This is a genomic window from Enterococcus sp. AMC2644, from assembly GCF_058216475.1.
Map to the genome: position 1 here is coordinate 2,231,834 of NZ_CM177095.1, position 17,739 is coordinate 2,249,572.

18 protein-coding genes are annotated in these 17,739 nt (G+C 36.4%); 17 read left to right on the forward strand and 1 reads right to left on the reverse strand.

Features of this window, described 5'->3' with window-relative positions; all coding sequences use genetic code 11:
* The first annotated feature begins 1 nt into the window (after position 1).
* The 6 genes from xseA (at position 2) to recN (ending at position 5,537) form a co-directional block, all read left to right on the forward strand.
* The gene (xseA, locus tag AC4BC5_RS10835; protein WP_490495401.1) at positions 2 to 1,351 is read left to right on the forward strand and encodes an exodeoxyribonuclease VII large subunit; all 1,350 of its coding nucleotides are present in this window, start codon (positions 2 to 4) and stop codon (positions 1,349 to 1,351) included.
* Complete coding sequence (locus AC4BC5_RS10840) at positions 1,332 to 1,553, forward strand: exodeoxyribonuclease VII small subunit (protein ID WP_490495402.1); 222 nt, start codon at positions 1,332 to 1,334, stop codon at positions 1,551 to 1,553. Before xseA ends, AC4BC5_RS10840 begins: the two co-directional genes overlap by 20 nt.
* Entirely contained in the window at positions 1,550 to 2,434 is an 885-nt protein-coding gene (locus AC4BC5_RS10845; protein WP_490495403.1) for a polyprenyl synthetase family protein, read from the forward strand. The genes AC4BC5_RS10840 and AC4BC5_RS10845 overlap by 4 nt, the downstream gene beginning before the upstream one ends.
* A 16-nt stretch (positions 2,435 to 2,450) precedes the next feature.
* Positions 2,451 to 3,269: a TlyA family RNA methyltransferase gene (locus tag AC4BC5_RS10850; RefSeq protein WP_490495404.1), complete on the forward strand. Its 819-nt coding sequence runs from the start codon at positions 2,451 to 2,453 to the stop codon at positions 3,267 to 3,269.
* A 118-nt stretch (positions 3,270 to 3,387) separates the two neighbouring features.
* Positions 3,388 to 3,840, forward strand: a complete 453-nt coding sequence (gene argR, locus AC4BC5_RS10855; protein WP_490495405.1) for an arginine repressor — start codon at positions 3,388 to 3,390, stop codon at positions 3,838 to 3,840.
* 11 nt (positions 3,841 to 3,851) lie between these two features.
* Positions 3,852 to 5,537 (forward strand): DNA repair protein RecN, encoded by a 1,686-nt coding sequence (gene recN / locus AC4BC5_RS10860; RefSeq protein WP_490495406.1) that lies wholly within the window; start codon positions 3,852 to 3,854, stop codon positions 5,535 to 5,537.
* 55 nt (positions 5,538 to 5,592) lie between these two features.
* Here the strand turns inward: recN and AC4BC5_RS10865 are convergent, their stop codons facing one another.
* Positions 5,593 to 5,709 (reverse strand): DUF4044 domain-containing protein, encoded by a 117-nt coding sequence (locus AC4BC5_RS10865; RefSeq protein ID WP_490495407.1) that lies wholly within the window; start codon positions 5,707 to 5,709, stop codon positions 5,593 to 5,595.
* A 212-nt stretch (positions 5,710 to 5,921) separates the two neighbouring features.
* Between AC4BC5_RS10865 and AC4BC5_RS10870 the strand changes: the two genes are divergently transcribed.
* The 11 genes from AC4BC5_RS10870 to ftsZ all read left to right on the forward strand — a co-directional run bounded on the left by AC4BC5_RS10870 (position 5,922) and on the right by ftsZ (position 17,739).
* Complete coding sequence (locus AC4BC5_RS10870; RefSeq protein WP_490495408.1) at positions 5,922 to 6,290, forward strand: DUF3397 domain-containing protein; 369 nt, start codon at positions 5,922 to 5,924, stop codon at positions 6,288 to 6,290.
* Positions 6,291 to 6,463: 173 nt separating this feature from the next.
* Complete coding sequence (gene mraZ / locus AC4BC5_RS10875) at positions 6,464 to 6,895, forward strand: division/cell wall cluster transcriptional repressor MraZ (protein WP_490495409.1); 432 nt, start codon at positions 6,464 to 6,466, stop codon at positions 6,893 to 6,895.
* Positions 6,896 to 6,909: 14 nt separating this feature from the next.
* A complete protein-coding gene (rsmH, locus tag AC4BC5_RS10880; RefSeq protein ID WP_490495410.1) occupies positions 6,910 to 7,866 on the forward strand; it encodes a 16S rRNA (cytosine(1402)-N(4))-methyltransferase RsmH in 957 nt (318 codons plus the stop codon).
* A gap of 5 nt (positions 7,867 to 7,871) precedes the next feature.
* On the forward strand, positions 7,872 to 8,264 hold the full coding sequence (gene ftsL / locus AC4BC5_RS10885; protein ID WP_490495411.1) for a cell division protein FtsL: 393 nt from the start codon (positions 7,872 to 7,874) through the stop codon (positions 8,262 to 8,264).
* Positions 8,265 to 10,478, forward strand: coding sequence for a penicillin-binding transpeptidase domain-containing protein (locus AC4BC5_RS10890; protein WP_490495412.1), 2,214 nt, complete (start codon positions 8,265 to 8,267; stop codon positions 10,476 to 10,478).
* Positions 10,479 to 10,495: 17 nt separating this feature from the next.
* Positions 10,496 to 11,461, forward strand: coding sequence for a phospho-N-acetylmuramoyl-pentapeptide-transferase (gene mraY, locus AC4BC5_RS10895; RefSeq protein ID WP_490495413.1), 966 nt, complete (start codon positions 10,496 to 10,498; stop codon positions 11,459 to 11,461).
* Positions 11,462 to 11,507: 46 nt separating this feature from the next.
* Entirely contained in the window at positions 11,508 to 12,869 is a 1,362-nt protein-coding gene (murD, locus tag AC4BC5_RS10900) for a UDP-N-acetylmuramoyl-L-alanine--D-glutamate ligase (RefSeq protein WP_490495414.1), read from the forward strand.
* Positions 12,870 to 12,889: 20 nt separating this feature from the next.
* On the forward strand, positions 12,890 to 13,981 hold the full coding sequence (gene murG / locus AC4BC5_RS10905) for an undecaprenyldiphospho-muramoylpentapeptide beta-N-acetylglucosaminyltransferase (RefSeq protein ID WP_490495415.1): 1,092 nt from the start codon (positions 12,890 to 12,892) through the stop codon (positions 13,979 to 13,981).
* Positions 13,982 to 14,058: 77 nt separating this feature from the next.
* Positions 14,059 to 14,973, forward strand: coding sequence for a cell division protein FtsQ/DivIB (locus tag AC4BC5_RS10910; protein ID WP_490495416.1), 915 nt, complete (start codon positions 14,059 to 14,061; stop codon positions 14,971 to 14,973).
* A gap of 176 nt (positions 14,974 to 15,149) precedes the next feature.
* Complete coding sequence (ftsA, locus tag AC4BC5_RS10915; protein WP_490495417.1) at positions 15,150 to 16,478, forward strand: cell division protein FtsA; 1,329 nt, start codon at positions 15,150 to 15,152, stop codon at positions 16,476 to 16,478.
* Positions 16,479 to 16,500: 22 nt separating this feature from the next.
* Complete coding sequence (ftsZ, locus tag AC4BC5_RS10920; RefSeq protein WP_490495418.1) at positions 16,501 to 17,739, forward strand: cell division protein FtsZ; 1,239 nt, start codon at positions 16,501 to 16,503, stop codon at positions 17,737 to 17,739.

Here is a 17,739-nt window from a genome sequence, read left to right on the forward strand (position 1 = left end):
AATGACACAGAAGTATTTGTCTGTGACTGCGCTGACGAAATACTTAAAGCGAAAATTTGATGCTGATCCGTATTTAGAACGCGTGTTTTTAACCGGAGAAATTTCAAATTTTCGTCTGCGTCCAAATCATCAGTATTTCAGCTTAAAAGATGATGGTGCTAAAATTTCAGCAGTAATGTTCAAAGGAGCGTTTGACAAACTCACTTTCAAGCCAGAAGAAGGCATGAAAGTGATGGCTGTTGGACGTATTTCTTTGTATGAAGCAAGTGGAAATTATCAAATCTATGTTGAGCATATGGAACCTGATGGAATAGGCGCATTGTATCAAGCGTATGAACAGTTAAAAGCAAAATTAGACAAAGAAGGGTTATTTCAAGCCCCCAAAAAAAGATTACCTAGATATCCGAAACGGATTGCAGTACTTACTAGTCCAAGTGGTGCTGTTATTCGTGATATTATAACAACGACACGTCGAAGATATCCAATCGCTCAAATCGTATTGTTTCCGACTATTGTTCAAGGCGATAAAGCAGCTAATGATGTGGTGAAAAATATTAGTCGCGTTGAAGCTCTAGGAAATTTTGATACAATGATTATTGGTCGCGGTGGTGGATCAATTGAAGATTTATGGCCATTTAACGAAGAAAACGTAGCTCGTGCTATTTTTCAGGCAAGCACACCCGTTATCTCTTCAGTTGGGCACGAGACAGATACGACGATTGCCGATTTGGTTGCAGATGTTCGTGCCGCAACACCGACTGCTGCAGCTGAATTAGCTGTTCCAGTTTTGACAGAAGAGTTGTTGCGGATTGAAGAACGTCAAGCGCGTTTGCTTCAAGCGTACGCCAATCAAATGCAACGTAAAGATGAACGTTTCCAACGGATTCAAAATTCCTATATCTTTCGACAACCTGAACGCTTGTATGAAGCACAGTCATTGAAATTAGATCAGCTACAACAACGATTATCGCAACAAATGCAAACGTTAATTTATGAAAAAGAACGAACAGCCAATCAAACAATTCATCGTTTGGCCCAAGTTGTTCCAACTGCGCGCGTTCGTGAATCAAAACAACAAGTCAATTATCTTTCTGAACGTTTAGATAAAGAAATTCAATTGATTTTTGAGCAAAAACAACGACAATTTCAACAAGCACTTCAATCATTGGATTTATTAAGCCCATTAAAAATTATGGGACGTGGATACAGTTATACTACAAAAGAAGCTGTTGTAAAATCAGTGCAAGAATTAGCTGTCGGAGATGTTCTAGATGTACATTATCAAGATGGCCAAGCGAAAGTTGAAGTTCTTGAAATCAAGGAGGAAAAGTATGTCAAATCCAACATTTGAAGAATCATTACAAGAATTAGAACAAATTGTCACGCGACTAGAGCAAGGAGATGTGCCTCTAGAAGAAGCTTTAACTGCTTTTCAACAGGGCATGATTTTGAGTAAACAATGTAAAGATACTCTATCAAAAGCAGAACAAACGTTAACAAAAATGATGACAGAAGCTGATGAAGAGGTTCCTTTTGAAGAGGCTGAAAAATGAATAAATTAAAAGCATTTCAGGCAAAAGAAATTCAACAAACCGAAACAGAAATGGTTCGGTTTGTTCGTGAGCATACAAATGATCAAACTCTTTGTGAAAGTATGCTATACTCAATTGATGCTGGTGGAAAACGGATTCGACCACTACTATTATTAGCGACAATTGCATCCTTTAAAAAAGAAATTCCTTTGGGTGGTTATCAAGTAGCGGCAGCTTTAGAAATGATTCATACGTATTCGTTAATTCATGACGATTTACCAGCAATGGACAATGATGATTTACGTCGTGGGAAATCTACCAATCATAAAGTCTTTGGTGATGCGATAGCTATTTTAGCTGGAGACGGATTATTAACGTTGGCATTTGAATTGTTAAGCACGGCAGAAATTGAACCAGCTGAAAAAGTATTGCTTTTACAATTATTAGCTAAAGCATCCGGAACACATGGAATGGTTGCAGGGCAAGCAGCAGACATGCAGGCCGAAGGAAGCCAACTTTCATTAGAAGAATTAATGGCTATTCATCAACGAAAAACGGGTGCATTAATCCGCTTTGCAGTTGTTGCTGGAGGTGTTTTGGCTAATCAACCAGCAGATACGCTTGAAAAATTAGATCAATTAGCTAAACACTTAGGTCTAGCTTTTCAAATTAGAGACGACTTATTAGATGTTGTCAGCACAACAGAAGAGCTAGGGAAAGCAACAAAACGAGATGAACTACTTGAAAAAAGTACGTATCCAAGTTTGTTAGGTATAGAAGGTGCTAAAAGGGCGTTACTTGATGAACTAACTGCTGCAGAAATAATTTTAAATGAACTAGCATTACTACCACTATTTGATGCAGAATTGTTAAAAGAAGTCTGCGGTTTATTTTATTTATAAAAGAAAGAGGAACTACATGAAAAAAGAACGAGTCGATGTGTTGGCATTTCAACAAGGGCTTTTTGAAACACGCGAACAAGCTAAACGTGGTGTTATGGCTGGTCTAGTATATATGGAAAAAAACAATGAACGCTTAGACAAACCTGGTGAAAAAATTCCCATTGATACACTGCTGCAAATTAAAGGGCAGAAATTGCCTTATGTTTCTCGTGGTGGATTAAAATTAGAAAAAGCTTTAAAAATTTTTGATTTTACCGTGCAAGATAAAACGGTATTAGACATTGGCGCTTCAACAGGTGGCTTTACCGATGTTGCTTTGCAAAATGGTGCGAAGCAAAGTTATGCATTAGATGTAGGATACAATCAATTAGCATGGAAAATTCGCCAAGATCCACGTGTTACGGTGATGGAAAGAACTAATTTTCGCTATTGTCAGCCAACCGATTTTACAAATGGTTTGCCAGAAGTTGCAACGATTGATGTCTCATTTATTTCTTTACGATTAATGTTACCGCCACTTCATGCAATTTTAGCTGACCAAGGGGACGTTATGGCTTTAATCAAACCACAATTTGAAGCAGGGAGAGCCGCTGTTGGAAAAAATGGAATTGTTCGTGAACCATCAACACATCAAGCAGTGTTAGAAGATATTTTACACTTTGCAAGTAATGAAAGATATGATGTGAAAAATTTAAGTTATTCACCAATTACAGGTGGTGAGGGCAACATTGAATTCATTGTTCATCTGCAAAAAGCCAATACAACAGGTGCGATTGCCGAAACAGTGAACATTGAAGAAATAGTGAACGAAGCTCATCAACAACTAGACAAATAAAAAAAGATTCTTTAGAAAGTAATAGTTTTCTAAAGAGTCTTTTTTTCTCGTGATGGTTCTTTCTTTCTATCATAAAATGAGCTATGATAAATAAGAATTTAACTAGGGGGACAGTTTTATGAGAAAAAAAGAGCGCCATCGTTTGATTACGCGACTTTTAACAGAGTATGACATTCAAAAACAAGAAGAGTTTGTTGAGTATTTAAAACAAAAAGACGTTTACGTAACGCAAGCGACAATTTCTAGAGATATTAAAGAATTGAAATTAATCAAAGTGCCAGCAGCTTCAGGAGGCTATCGTTACAGTTTACCATTGGAGTCAACCGAAGATGTCATGGAAAAATTGGATAAATTGCTAAAGAATGCTTTTGTTTCTGTCGATGAGATGGATAAGTTCGTTATTTTGCGTACTTTACCAGGAAACGCTTCAGCAATTGCTAATTTAATCGATAGACGCTTTAAAGAGGAATTATTTGGTACACTTAATGATGATGATAATATCTTAATGATTGCAAGGACACAAGAAGCACGTAGTCTTCTGTTTAACGAATTAAAAAAATATAACCGCTAGGAGTGAATGGTATGCTACTAGAACTAACGATTGAAAATTTTGCTATTATTTCCAAATTGCATTTAACTTTCCATCGAGGGATGACAGCGTTAACTGGAGAAACGGGCGCTGGAAAATCAATCATTATTGATGCGATGGGTCTGTTAGCTGGCAGTCGTGGTTCCAGTGATTATATCCGCCAAGGGGCAGATAAATGTTTGTTGGAAGGGCTATTTGAATTGCCAAAACAAAAAGGCTTCCGCCAAGTAATGGACGATTTGGGCATTGACTATTCCGATGAACTATTGATTGTCCAGCGAGATATGTCTCTTTCTGGGAAAAACATTTGTCGAGTGAACGGACGGACAGTGACTTTAGCAAATCTGCGTCGGATTGGGGGATATTTAGTAGATATTCAAGGTCAAAACGAGCATCAGGAGTTGCTTCAATCGGATAAACATTTATCTTTAATGGATAGTTTTGGTTCTCAAACGTTTCAACAAGCATTAGCAGATTATCACACACATTATCATGAGTTCCGTCAATTAGAAAAACGAGTTCGTAAAATTCAATCTAATGAGCAATCTCATGTTCAACGGATAGATATGCTACGTTTTCAACAAGAAGAGATTGAGCAAGCTGAGCTACAGCTAAATGAAGAAGAATTATTAGTGGAAGAACGTGACAAATTAAGCAATTTCCAAAAAATCGTTGATGCTTTAGCCAAAGCATATGGCATGCTTTCTTCAGAAACAGGAGATAGTCTGGATGGTATTAGCGTTGCTCTTAATGAAATTCAGGGGATTGCGCATTTAGATACAGAATATGAAGAAATTAGCGAAAATATTCAAAATGCGTATTATTTATTACAAGATGCAGCAAGTGATATTTCACGTCAAATGGATCATTTAGAGCTAGATGAAGAACGTCTGGAAGAAATAGTTCTTCGTCTAGAAATAATTCGTCAGTTAAAACGAAAATATGGTGATTCAGTATCAGCTATTTTAGCTTATTACGAAAAAATTTCTGATGAATTGTCCGCAGTAACCACGACAGAAGGTCAATTAGAAGAGTTAGAAAAACAATTAGAAGTCAAAGAACAATATGTTTGGCAATTAGCAGAAGAATTGCATCAGCAGCGAGAACAAATTGCTCAGCAATTAGAACGTGAAATATTACAAGAGTTGTCTGAGCTTTATATGGAAAATACCCAATTCGATGTGCAGTTTGAGAAAACTAAAGTTTTGCGTGAAACGGGTTTTGATCAAGTTGAATTTTATTTAAGTACAAATCCGGGTGAGCCTTTAAAACCTTTAGTGAAAGTTGCCTCGGGTGGTGAATTATCACGAATTTTATTAGCTTTAAAAACTATCTTCTCGAAGACGCAAGAAATGACAAGTATTGTGTTTGATGAAGTGGATACAGGCGTGAGTGGGCGTGTTGCACAAGCCATTGCTGAAAAAATCGCAAAAGTTGCAATAAATTCCCAAGTCCTGTGTATTACGCATTTGCCACAAGTAGCTGCAGTTGCGGATTATCAATACTTTATTTCCAAAGCTGTAAAGGAAGGTCGAACGCAAACCGATGTCGTTAAACTAACCGATGAAGAGCGTGTGGCAGAGGTTGCGCGTATGCTTGCAGGCGCAGAAATTACCGAATTAACTTTGGAACATGCACGTGAATTATTGCGAATTGCCGGAAAATCTGTGCAAAGATAATGCAAAAAAGAGGTCTGGGTAATTACACTCAGACCTCTTATTTAGAAGTATTTTCTTATGAAAATGCTGATAATGCACCTAAAATAGCAGTGCCAATGGTAATAATTAACATTAACCAAATAACAATTTTTGTGATTTTAGAAAATGTACTGGTTGGTTTTTTATTGTTCATCTTGAGTCATCCTTTTTTTATTGATAGTGACAGTGTACAACCAATAGCCAAATAACTCAAGATTTCTAATCATAAAAATAAAAAGTTTTCAGAAAAAGATAAGAGACAGGTTTCTCTTTTTTGCCGTTTCGATTTTTGGTATAATAATTTGTTTTCAAAGGCTATCTATAAAATAAATCTAAAATAATTGTAAACAGAAAGGATATAAACTAATGACGACATTCTCACCAATTTTATTATTCTGGTATATTTTTCCTTTAATTGTACTTTTGATGGCACAATTAGTTGTAAAATTATTATCTTTAACAAAATTATTTCAAATGAAAGCACCAGATTTGGCGGTCCCTTTTTTAATCTATGGGATTCATAAACTATCTGTAGCAACTTTTACAACTTCTATCTTTCCATATTATTTAATATCAATTCTTTCTTTAGGGATTGGGTTGGCTTTTCTTCATGCGTATTTTTATGCAGAAATTAAATATAGTCGCTTCTTCAAAATGTATTGGCGTTCAGTGTACCTACTGTCCTTATTGTTGCATGCTGTTTTAGTAATAGTGAACATCGTTTCTTTGGTATAGTCCTATTTTCTTAAAGTTTTTTTAAAATCTTTTAAAAGCTTGTCGTTTCTGGAACTTCTTTTTTTGGTGAAGATAAATCAAACAACTTTCCCTCCATTTTTGTATAAATTGTGGTAGAAAGTGGGGGATTGTGGTAGACTGTGTTTATTAGGTAACGACGGGAGGAAACATCGATGTTTATGGGAGAATTTCAGCATTCTATCGATGCAAAAGGCCGGCTTATTGTCCCCTCCAAATTACGAGATAAACTCGGTGAAAAATTTGTGGTGACTCGAGGGCTAGACGGCTGTCTTTTTGGCTACCCTTTACCTGAATGGGAGAAATTAGAAGAGAAATTAAATGAAATGCCTCTTGCAAAAAAAGATGCAAGAACATTTGTACGATTCTTCTACTCCGCAGCAACTGAATGTGAAATTGACAAGCAAGGTCGAATTAATATTCCTGTGACATTACGAAAACATGCAAACTTGGTAAAGAGTTGCGTGATTATCGGTGTCTCTAATCGTATTGAGATTTGGGATGAAGAGCGTTGGGAAGCATTTTCGACAGAAGCTGAAGAAAACTTTGATGAGATTGCCGAAACCATGATTGATTTTGGCTTATAGAAAGAGGCAAATAAATGGTAGAGTTTCAACATTATACCGTCATGAAAAAAGAAACGGTTGATGGTTTGAATATAAAACCCGCTGGAATATATGTTGACTGTACCCTCGGTGGTGCTGGTCATAGTGAATATATTTTAAAGCAATTAAATGAACAAGGGCATTTATATGCATTTGACCAAGACCAAAAAGCGATTGACTTTGCAAATGAACGTTTAGCATCATATGTAGAAAAAGGACAAGTAACATTTATAAAACGTAATTTTCGTTATTTAAAAGAAGAATTAAATCAATTAGGTATTACCAAGGTAGACGGTGTTCTTTATGACCTAGGTGTTTCTTCTCCTCAATTGGATGAAGCTGAGCGTGGTTTTAGTTACCACCAAGATGCACCTTTAGACATGCGAATGGATCAGACTGCACAGTTGTCCGCATACGAGGTAGTAAATAACTATGAATATCATGAATTAGTAAAAATATTTTTCCGTTACGGAGAAGAAAAATTTTCAAAACAAGTGGCACGGGCGATTGAACGTTCACGTGAAGTTTCACCAATTGCAACAACGGGTGAACTAGTTGAAATTATTAAATCAGCGATTCCAGCGCCGGCAAGACGTAAGGGCGGACATCCTGCTAAACGAATTTTCCAAGCAATTCGGATTGCAGTAAATGATGAATTAGGTGTTGTTGAAGATTCTTTGGAACAAGCAATTGAATTATTGAATAAGAATGGACGTATCAGCGTAATCACCTTCCACTCGTTAGAAGATCGTATTGTAAAAAGCATCTTCAAAGAATATAGTACAATGAAAGATTTACCTCCAGGTTTACCGGTCATTCCCGATGAATTCCAACCAGAATTGAAAGTAATTACCCGTAAGCCTCTACTACCATCAGAAGAAGAGCTGGAAGAAAATAATCGCTCCCGTAGTGCCAAACTGCGAATTGCTGAAAAACTAAAGGAAAAGGAGTAGCAGGTATGGCTGAATTAAATGCACATCATGAAGTGCCCTATGAAGAGCATCCAAATCATGAGCCATCGCATACTCCTGAACGTCCTGAAGTGGTTGTTGTCCCTTTATCTCCAGCACGTAAGCTAAGTCGCATCTCTACTATGGAAAAAGTAATTAGCTCAATTTTGTTAGTGACGTTTATTTCATTGGGGTTACTAATGATTAGTTTACGCACAACTATTAGTCAAGTTGAGCACAGCATTTCTATTCTTCAAGATGATGTAACGACTAATGAAGCAGAAATTCTTCAATTAGAGCAAGAAAAAAACGAATTGTCTAAAAGTGAACGAATTCAAAAAATTGCTGAAGAAGAAGGATTATCCATTAATAGTGATAATTTAAGGAAAGTGAAGAAGTAAATGCGAATTATAGAGAAAATCAAGCAGTACTTTAAAAAGAAAAATTTGTCTACAATGAACAATCGCAAAAAAGTAGGAATTATTCTCTTTACTACGAGTATTGGATTGTTCTTTTTATTTGTCACACGATTAAGCTATATTGTTATTGTTGGACAAGTAGCCGGGACTTCTTTAGAGGAAAAAACGCAAAATTTATATAAAGGAAGTCAAGTCATTAAAGCGAAACGTGGCACCATTTACGATCGTAATGGTGTAGCTATCGCAGAAGATGCAACCTCATACTCTTTATATGCTGTTTTAAGTAAAGATTATCGTAGTGGCGATGAAAATTTATATGCTGAAGAAAAACATTTTGAAGATTTAGCAACCATTGTATCGAATGTTTTAAAAGGTCGTGTACGTAAAAGCACTGTTGAAAAAGTCTTAAAAAGTGGTTTAGAAAATAATAAATACCAAGTAACAATTCCTAATGGAAAAAACATTACTTTACAAGAAAAGCAAGCTATTGAAGAAGCAATGGAAAAGCAAGGTATTCAAGGTCTATATTTTGAGGAACATCCTTCTCGTATCTATCCCAATGGTGTTTTCTCTTCGCACTTTATAGGCTATGCAGATATTCAAGTTAATGATAAAACCAATAAAGAAGACTTAGTTGGACGAATGGGATTGGAAGAAGTCTATAATGATGTTCTTGCTGGTAAAGATGGAGAAATGACTTTCCAAAAAGATAATTTCCAAAATCCGTTACCAGGAACAACCGCTGAAATAGAACCTGCCCAAGATGGCCAAGATGTCTATACAACATTGGATGTTCGCTTGCAAAGTTATTTAGAAACATTAATGGATCAAGCTGTAAAAAATATTCAAGCGGAAGATATAACAGCTGTATTAATGGAGGCGAAAACGGGTGAAGTTGTAGCAATGTCACAACGTCCGACCTTTAATCCAGAAACAAAAGCTGAATTTACCGACGAAGACTTTGTCTGGCAAAATCTTTTTGCTCAAGATAACTATGAGCCTGGTTCTACCATTAAAGTCTTGACTGTGGCAGGAGCAATTGATCAAGGAATTTTCAATGCAAATGAAACGTATAGCACAGATGAAATTAAGATCGGTGATACAACGATTCGGGACTGGGATTTAGGAGAAAAAGGGTCGCTTACAATGCGGCAGGCGCTATCTTGGTCAAGTAATATTGGAATGGTCAAGCTTGAACAACGGATGACTGAACGTTGGCAACGTTATTTGAAAGAATTTGGTTTTGGAAGAAGTACGTATTCTGGAATTGCTGAAGAACATACAGGGAATTTACCAGAAGATAATATTGTCAGCCAAGCAATGTCTTCTTTTGGCCAAGCTATTGGTGTCACCCAATTACAAATGCTTCAAGCGTTTACAGCAATTTCCAATGATGGGCAAATGTTAAAACCTCAATTTATTAAAAAAATTGTTAATCCAAAGACTGAAGAAGAGATGGTTACACAAAAAGAAGTTGTGGGACATCCAATCTCAGCTTCAGCAGCACAATCAGTCCGTGAATATATGCGCGATACTGCAGAAGATCCGGATTATGGAACAGCATACGGCCGTTATGATATTCCTGGGTATAATGTATCTGTTAAAACAGGGACGGCACAGATTGCTCGTGATGGGAGTTATTTAACAGGTGAAAGTGATTATTTATATTCCTCAGTAGCTATGATTCCTTCTGAAGATCCAAAATATGTGATGTATGTAACGATGAAACGTCCCGAACAACAAGACGGTTCAATCATCCCAAGCATTGCTACACCATTATTAAAACGTGCGATGGATTTATATGATGTTGATTTAGTTGAAGATCCAAATGAAACAAGCACAGAAATGGTTAGTGTTGAAGATTATCGTAATTTAGACACAACGACAGCAGCAGAAGACGCCCAAAGACGTGGCTTATCAGTTGTCGTCATTGGTAACGGGGATGAAGTTAAAGAACAATCCATCGAGAATGGTAAAAAAGTTATGCCCTCTGAAAAATTATTATTGCTTACAAACGGTAATCAGCGCTACATGCCAGATACTATTGGTTGGTCAAAAGCAGATTTAATTAAGCTGGGTGAACTATTAGATGTGGAAGTAACGTTTGAAGGTGAAGGTTATTGCGTTGAACAAAGTATTGCTCCATTTGAGGCATTAACAGATACTGGACTAACGTTTACATTGAAAGAAAATTAACTTAGGAGAGAAAAAGCATGGAATGGACAAAAATGATTCTGCCACTTGCAAGTAGTTTTGGGATTACAGTGGCAACAATGCCATTATTTATTGGGTATTTTCAAGCCAAAAAATATGGACAAGAGATTCGCGATGAAGGACCAAAATGGCACAACATCAAAGCAGGAACACCAACGATGGGTGGCTTGGTATTCTTAGTCGCTTCGGTGATTACAGCACTTTGGGTAGGGTTATGGCAGCAACAATTAACCCCCTCACTATTCATTCTATTGTTTGTCTTAGTACTGTATGGTTTGTTAGGATTCTTAGATGACTTTATTAAGATCTTCAAAAAACGAAATATGGGATTAAATTCCTTACAAAAATTAATTGGTCAAATCATAGGTGCCGTGGTTTTCTACTTAGTATTTTTATACGAAGGGAATGCCAATGTACTAAACTTATTTGGATTCTCAGTTCCTTTATCTTATTTATATGGAATATTTGTCATTTTCTGGTTAGTTGGTTTTTCAAATGCAGTAAACTTAACAGATGGAATCGATGGCTTAGTATCTGGACTAGGTACTATTTCTTTTGGAACATACGCTATTATCGCGTGGCACCAACAACAAATCGATGTGTTGATTCTATGCCTAAGTGTTATTGGCGGATTAATCGGGTTCTTTTTCTATAATCATAAACCAGCAAAAATTTTCATGGGAGACGTAGGTTCTCTAGCATTGGGTGGGCTCTTAGCAGCAATCTCTATCTTACTACATCAAGAATGGACGCTTCTTTTAATCGGTCTTGTTTATGTGATTGAAACAGCGAGTGTCATGTTACAAGTTGCTTCTTTCAAGTTAACAGGAAAACGTATTTTTAAAATGTCACCAATTCATCATCATTTCGAAATGAGTGGTTGGACAGAATGGAAAATTGATAGTGTATTTTGGCTAGTAGCTTTAGGATGTTCAGCTTTGACACTATTCATTTATTTTCTATAATTAGTTAATAAACGTTTGAAAGACACATTTGTAGGAGATGAGTAAAATGAAAAAAATTACTGAATATAAAAATAAAAAAGTCCTAGTATTAGGACTAGCAAAAAGTGGATTTAGTGCGGCCAAATTGTTACACGATTTGGGCGCACTTGTTACCGTTAATGACGGAAAACCTTTTGAAGATAATCCAGCAGCGCAAGATTTATTAGCATTAGGAATTAAAGTAGTAACTGGAAGTCATCCAATTGAATTACTAGATGAGGAATTTTCATTAATGGTTAAAAATCCTGGGATTCCTTATACACAACCACTAGTTCAAAAAGCATTAGAAAAAAACATTCCAATTTTAACGGAAGTCGAATTAGCATACCAAATTTCAGAAGCACCAATTATTGGTATTACTGGAACAAATGGAAAAACAACAACTACTACAATGATTGAACAGGTATTAAATACAGGCTTAACCAAAGGCACAGCTCGTCTTTCTGGAAACATTGGTTTTCCTGCAAGCTCTGTCGCTCAAGAAGCAACAAGTGATGATTGTCTAGTTATGGAATTATCTAGTTTTCAATTAATGGGGACAAAAACATTTCATCCAAAAATAGCAGTAATAACAAATCTTTATGAAGCACATCTAGATTATCATGGTAGTCGTGAAGAGTATGTGGCTGCGAAATGGAATATTCAAAACAATATGACCAAAGAAGATCATATTGTTTTAAATTGGAATCAAACTGAGATCCAGGAATTAGCCAAAACCACTCAGGCAACAGTTGTTCCTTTTTCTACACAAGAGAAAGTCAACGGAGCTTATTTATTAGAGGGTCAATTATACTTCAAAGATGAAGCGATTTTACCAGTTGCTCAATTAGGTGTTCCTGGAAAACATAATGTAGAAAATGCTTTAGCAGCAATTGCTGTAGGGAAGCTGTGGGGAATTGAAAACCAAGCAATCGCTGATGCACTAAAAGTCTTCTCAGGTGTTCCTCATCGTACACAATATGTGGACAAAATTGAAGATGTAGTTTTCTTTAATGATTCAAAAGCGACTAATATTTTAGCTACTGAAATGGCTTTAGGTGGATTTGAGCATGAACGTTTAATTTTGCTGGCAGGTGGTTTAGATCGCGGAAATGATTTTGATGAATTAATTCCCTCGTTAAAAGGAATTAAAGCGATTATCTTATTTGGCGAAACAAAATATAAGCTAGAAGATGCTGCGAAAAAAGCAGGCATTTCAACAATTAAATTAACTGAAAATGTAGAGACGGCTGTGCCGATTGCTTTTGAATTGAGCAAAAAAGGGGATTCGATTTTATTCTCACCAGCTAACGCTAGTTGGGATCAATATCCGAACTTTGAAGTTCGTGGTGACCGTTACATGGCTGCAGTTGCTGCATTGAAAAAATAATATAGAGTGAGGAAGATACAATGAGAGTACTAGTCACTGGTGGTGGAACTGGAGGACACATTTATCCAGCCTTAGCCTTTGTGAAATATGTAAAAGAGCAAGATCCAACATCGAATTTCCTTTATGTCGGAGCAACAAGAGGATTGGAAAATAAAATTTTACCTCAGACAGATATTCCCTTTAAAACCTTAGAAATCCAAGGGTTTAAACGCAGTTTGTCTTTTGATAATGTTAAAACGATTCAACTATTTTTAAAAAGTATTCGGGAAGCAAAGAAAATTCTGCGTGAATTTAAACCAGATGTGGTTATTGGGACAGGTGGATATGTTTCGGGAGCAGTTGTTTATGCTGCTGCTAAAATGAAAATTCCAACAATTGTTCATGAGCAAAACAGTGTACCGGGTGTGACCAATAAATTCTTAGCTCGTTATGTCGATAAAATTGGAATTGCGTTTGAAGATGCAGCGCAGTATTTCCCTAAACAGAAAACTGTACTAGTCGGGAATCCTCGTGCGCAAGAAGTCGAGGGAGTCGCAAAATCTGATATTTTAAATAATTATGACTTAGATCCTGCAAAGAAAACAGTTTTAATTTTTGGAGGGAGTCAAGGTGCATTAAAAATTAATGAAGCGGTTGTTGCGGCGATTCCTCAATTTTCCAACAAAAATTATCAAGTTTTATATGCATCTGGAGAACGTTATTATCAAGAGATTGAAGAATCAATTGGTATGTCAAAAGACGCATTCGCCAATATCAGCATTCAACCATACATTAATCAAATGATGGAAGTGATGGTTAATTGCGACCTATTGATTGGGAGAGCCGGTGCCACTTCAATTGCTGAGTTTACTGGTCTAGGTTTACCAGCTATTTTAATTCCTAGTCCTTATGTTACAAATGATCATCAAACTAAAAATGCGATGAGTTTAGTGCATGCAGGAGCAGTGAAGATGATTCAAGATAGTGAATTGACAGCAGATAATTTAGTTGTTACAGTAGACAAAATTATGAATGATGAAGCATTGCGCAAACAAATGGCGGAAGCTTCAAAAGAACAAGGAATCACCGACGCTTCTGAACGTTTGTATCAATTAGTCCAATCCTTGATCTAGAAAATGTAAAGGAGGCGATTGTTATTAGTACGAGTGAGGAAGAACCAAAAAAAGTTAAGACAGACAAAGAAGAGAATTTGACTCCTTGGCAGAAAGAGCATTTGCTGTATCTTGAGAAGACTGGTCAAGTTGATCCAACGATGCAACTTGAAGAGGAAGAGTTAGAAGAACTTGAGGAAGAAGAACCATTAGAAGAAACAGAAGAAGAATCTGATGAGCGTGTCTCTTTTGCAGATCGTCTCCCTAAGATTAAAGAATATCGTAGTAAGAAGCTTTATCAACGGTTATTTTTACTCATTCTCTTGTTTTTACTACCGTTATTAGGGACGCTTTATTATATTTCTCCTTTGAGTAAAGTCTCAGATATTACAGTTGTTGGAAATCAAAAAGTACCAACGGAATCAATAGTGAAAGAATCAAATTTAAAAGTTGACGAAAGCTTGTGGTCACAATTTTTTAATCGTAAACAAACAGTAAAAGAAATTAAAGAAAAAGCGCCACGTGTAGAAACAGCCAACATTCAAATTATTCATTGGAATCAATTACAAATCAACGTGACTGAATACCAAGAGGTTGCATGGTTGGTAGAAGGAAAAGAATATTTACCAATCTTAGCAAGTGGCTATGTAATCCAAGAACCCCAAAAAGAAGCCGGCCAAGACAAAGTGATTTTCGAAGGATTTAAAGAGAAAAAAGTCATTTTACAAACGTTACAAGCTTACGATAAATTACCTAAAGAAATTCAAAAAGGAATTTCACAAGTGAAATACGCACCAAGCAAAAGCAATGACCAATTATTGAACCTTTACATGAATGATGGAAACCAAGTAATTGTCGATATTTCGAATATGTCCAATCAAATGAAATACTACCCACAAGTTGCCAAAGAAATGGAAGAAAAAGGTGTGATTGATATGGAAGTTGGTATTTTTGCTTATCCATATCAAGTTTCTGAATCAACAACCGAAACAACAGCAACAGAAAAAGAATAAAATAGTAAAAAACAGAATTTTAACATAATTGTCATATAATTTTTTATTAACTTCTTTCTAAAATGGGCTAAACTATGGTAAAATTGGTAGCAGTGAATAAATGATTCAATATAGCTAAGTACGAACAAACAGGTTCGAGATATATGGAAATTAGTAGGTAGGAGGGAACCCCATCCATGGCAAAAACGGGAATGCATGTTGGTCTAGATATAGGTACAACTTCTGTAAAAGTTGTTGTAGCAGAATATATTGATGGTCAAATGAACATTATTGGTGTAGGAAATGCAAAATCAGAAGGAATTAATCGTGGGATTATTGTTGATATTGATAAAACTGTAAAAGCTATTCAACGCGCAGTGCGCCAAGCGGAAGAAAAAGCAGGAATTCAAATCCACAATGTAAGTGTAGGTGTGCCAGCAAATCTTTTAGAAGTAGAAAATTGTCAAGGGATGATCGCTGTAAGTAGCCAATCTAGAGAGATTTCAAACGAAGACGTACGTAATGTAGCTTCAGCAGCTATGGTACGCTCAATTCCTCCCGAAAGACAAATTATTACAATTATTCCACAAGAGTTTACAGTGGACGGTTTTGAAGGAATTAAAGATCCCCGAGGTATGATTGGTGTCCGCTTAGAAATGCTTGGTATTGTCTTCACTGGACCAAAAACAGTTGTGCATAATATCCGTAAATGTGTCGAAAAAGCGGGATTGATTTTAAGTGAAATGGTTATTACGCCATTGGCATTGACTGAAACAGTTCTTTCTGACGGCGAGAAAGATTTCGGTACGACAGTTATCGATATTGGTGGTGGACAAACTACTGTTGCAGTAATGCATGATAAACAATTGAAATTTACAAGCGTGAACCAAGAAGGTGGAGAGTTTGTAACGAAAGATATTTCAACTGTTTTGAATACATCGTTTAATAATGCAGAAGCATTGAAAATTAACTACGGGGATGCTTATCCAGAACGTACATCTGCAAGTGAAGAATTTCCAGTGGATGTAATTGGTAAGTCAGAACCAGTAAAAATTGATGAGCGATATCTTTCTGAAATTATCGAAGCACGTATGGAACAAATTTTTACCAAAGCAAAAGATGTTTTAGATGAGATTGAAGCTTTAGAACTACCTGGTGGTATCGTATTAACTGGTGGTGCAGCAAGCTTACCTGGTATTGTAGAGTTAGCACAAGAAGTATTTGGAGTAACCGTAAAATTATACGTACCAAATCACATGGGTTTACGCAATCCAGTCTTTACAAACGTTATTAGTATTGTTGATTATTCAGCAAATCTAAGTGAAGTGTACCAAATGGCGAAAAGTGCTGTAACTGGTGAAAAAGTTGTCTTGGATCGTCCAGCAGCGGTTACACAAGAAACAGTTTACGAACAACCACAGTATGAAGAAGAAGTAAGCTATCAAGAGCCAGTCGCAACTGAAAAAGTAGCGAATGAAGGTTTTACAAGTAAAGTGAAGAACTTCTTTTCTAACATTTTCGATTAATAACTCAGGAGGAAATTAAATTATGGAATTCTCAATTGATAATACAATCAATGACGGCGCAGTAATCAAAGTTATTGGTGTCGGCGGCGGTGGCGGAAACGCTGTAAATCGTATGATTGAAGAAAACGTAAAAGGTGTTGAATTTATTACAGTTAACACTGATGTACAAGCTTTAAAAAATTCAAAAGCAGAAACAGTTATTCAATTAGGCCCTAAATATACACGCGGTTTAGGAGCAGGTTCTCAACCAGAAGTTGGCCAAAAAGCAGCAGAAGAGAGCGAAGAATTCATTCGTGAGTCTTTAGAAGGTGCTGATATGGTCTTTATCACTGCTGGAATGGGTGGTGGAACTGGTACAGGTGCTGCACCAATCGTGGCAAGTATTGCCAAAGAATTAGGTGCATTAACTGTAGGTGTTGTAACACGTCCGTTCTCTTTTGAAGGACCAAAACGTGGTCGTTTTGCAGCAGAAGGTATTGCTAAATTAAAAGAAAATGTAGATACATTGCTAATTATTTCTAATAACCGTTTATTAGAAGTAGTGGATAAGAAAACACCAATGCTAGAAGCTTTCCGTGAGGCTGATAATGTATTACGCCAAGGTGTACAAGGTATTTCAGACTTAATTACTGCTCCAGGATACGTAAACTTAGACTTCGCTGATGTGAAGACAGTTATGGAAAACCAAGGAACTGCTTTAATGGGAATCGGTGTTGCTAGCGGTGAAAATCGCGTCATCGAAGCAACAAAAGAAGCGATTTCTTCTCCATTGTTAGAAACGTCAATTGAAGGTGCCGAACAAGTCTTATTAAATATCACTGGTGGTTTAGATATGACATTATTTGAAGCACAAGATGCTTCTGATATTGTTGCAGGTGCATCAGCAGGTGATGTGAATATTATCTTAGGTACTTCAATTAATGAAGAATTGGGTGATGAAATTCGTGTAACTGTTATTGCTACAGGAATTGATCCGTCTAAACGTGAAAATAAACCAACTCGTGCAAGACAAAGTCAAGTACAAGCAACTCCTCAAAAACCTGTTTTTGAAATGGAACAAGCGAAACCAACTGAACAAGAGGAAACTGCAGCAACATTTGGTGATTGGGATATTCGCAAAGAACAAAATGTTCGCCCAAAAATTGATGAAACACAATTTGAATCTATTGAAAAGAAAGATTTTGATACCTTCAACCGTGAAGAAACAAAATCAAATGACGATGAGTTAAATACACCACCATTTTTCCGTCGTAAAAGATAA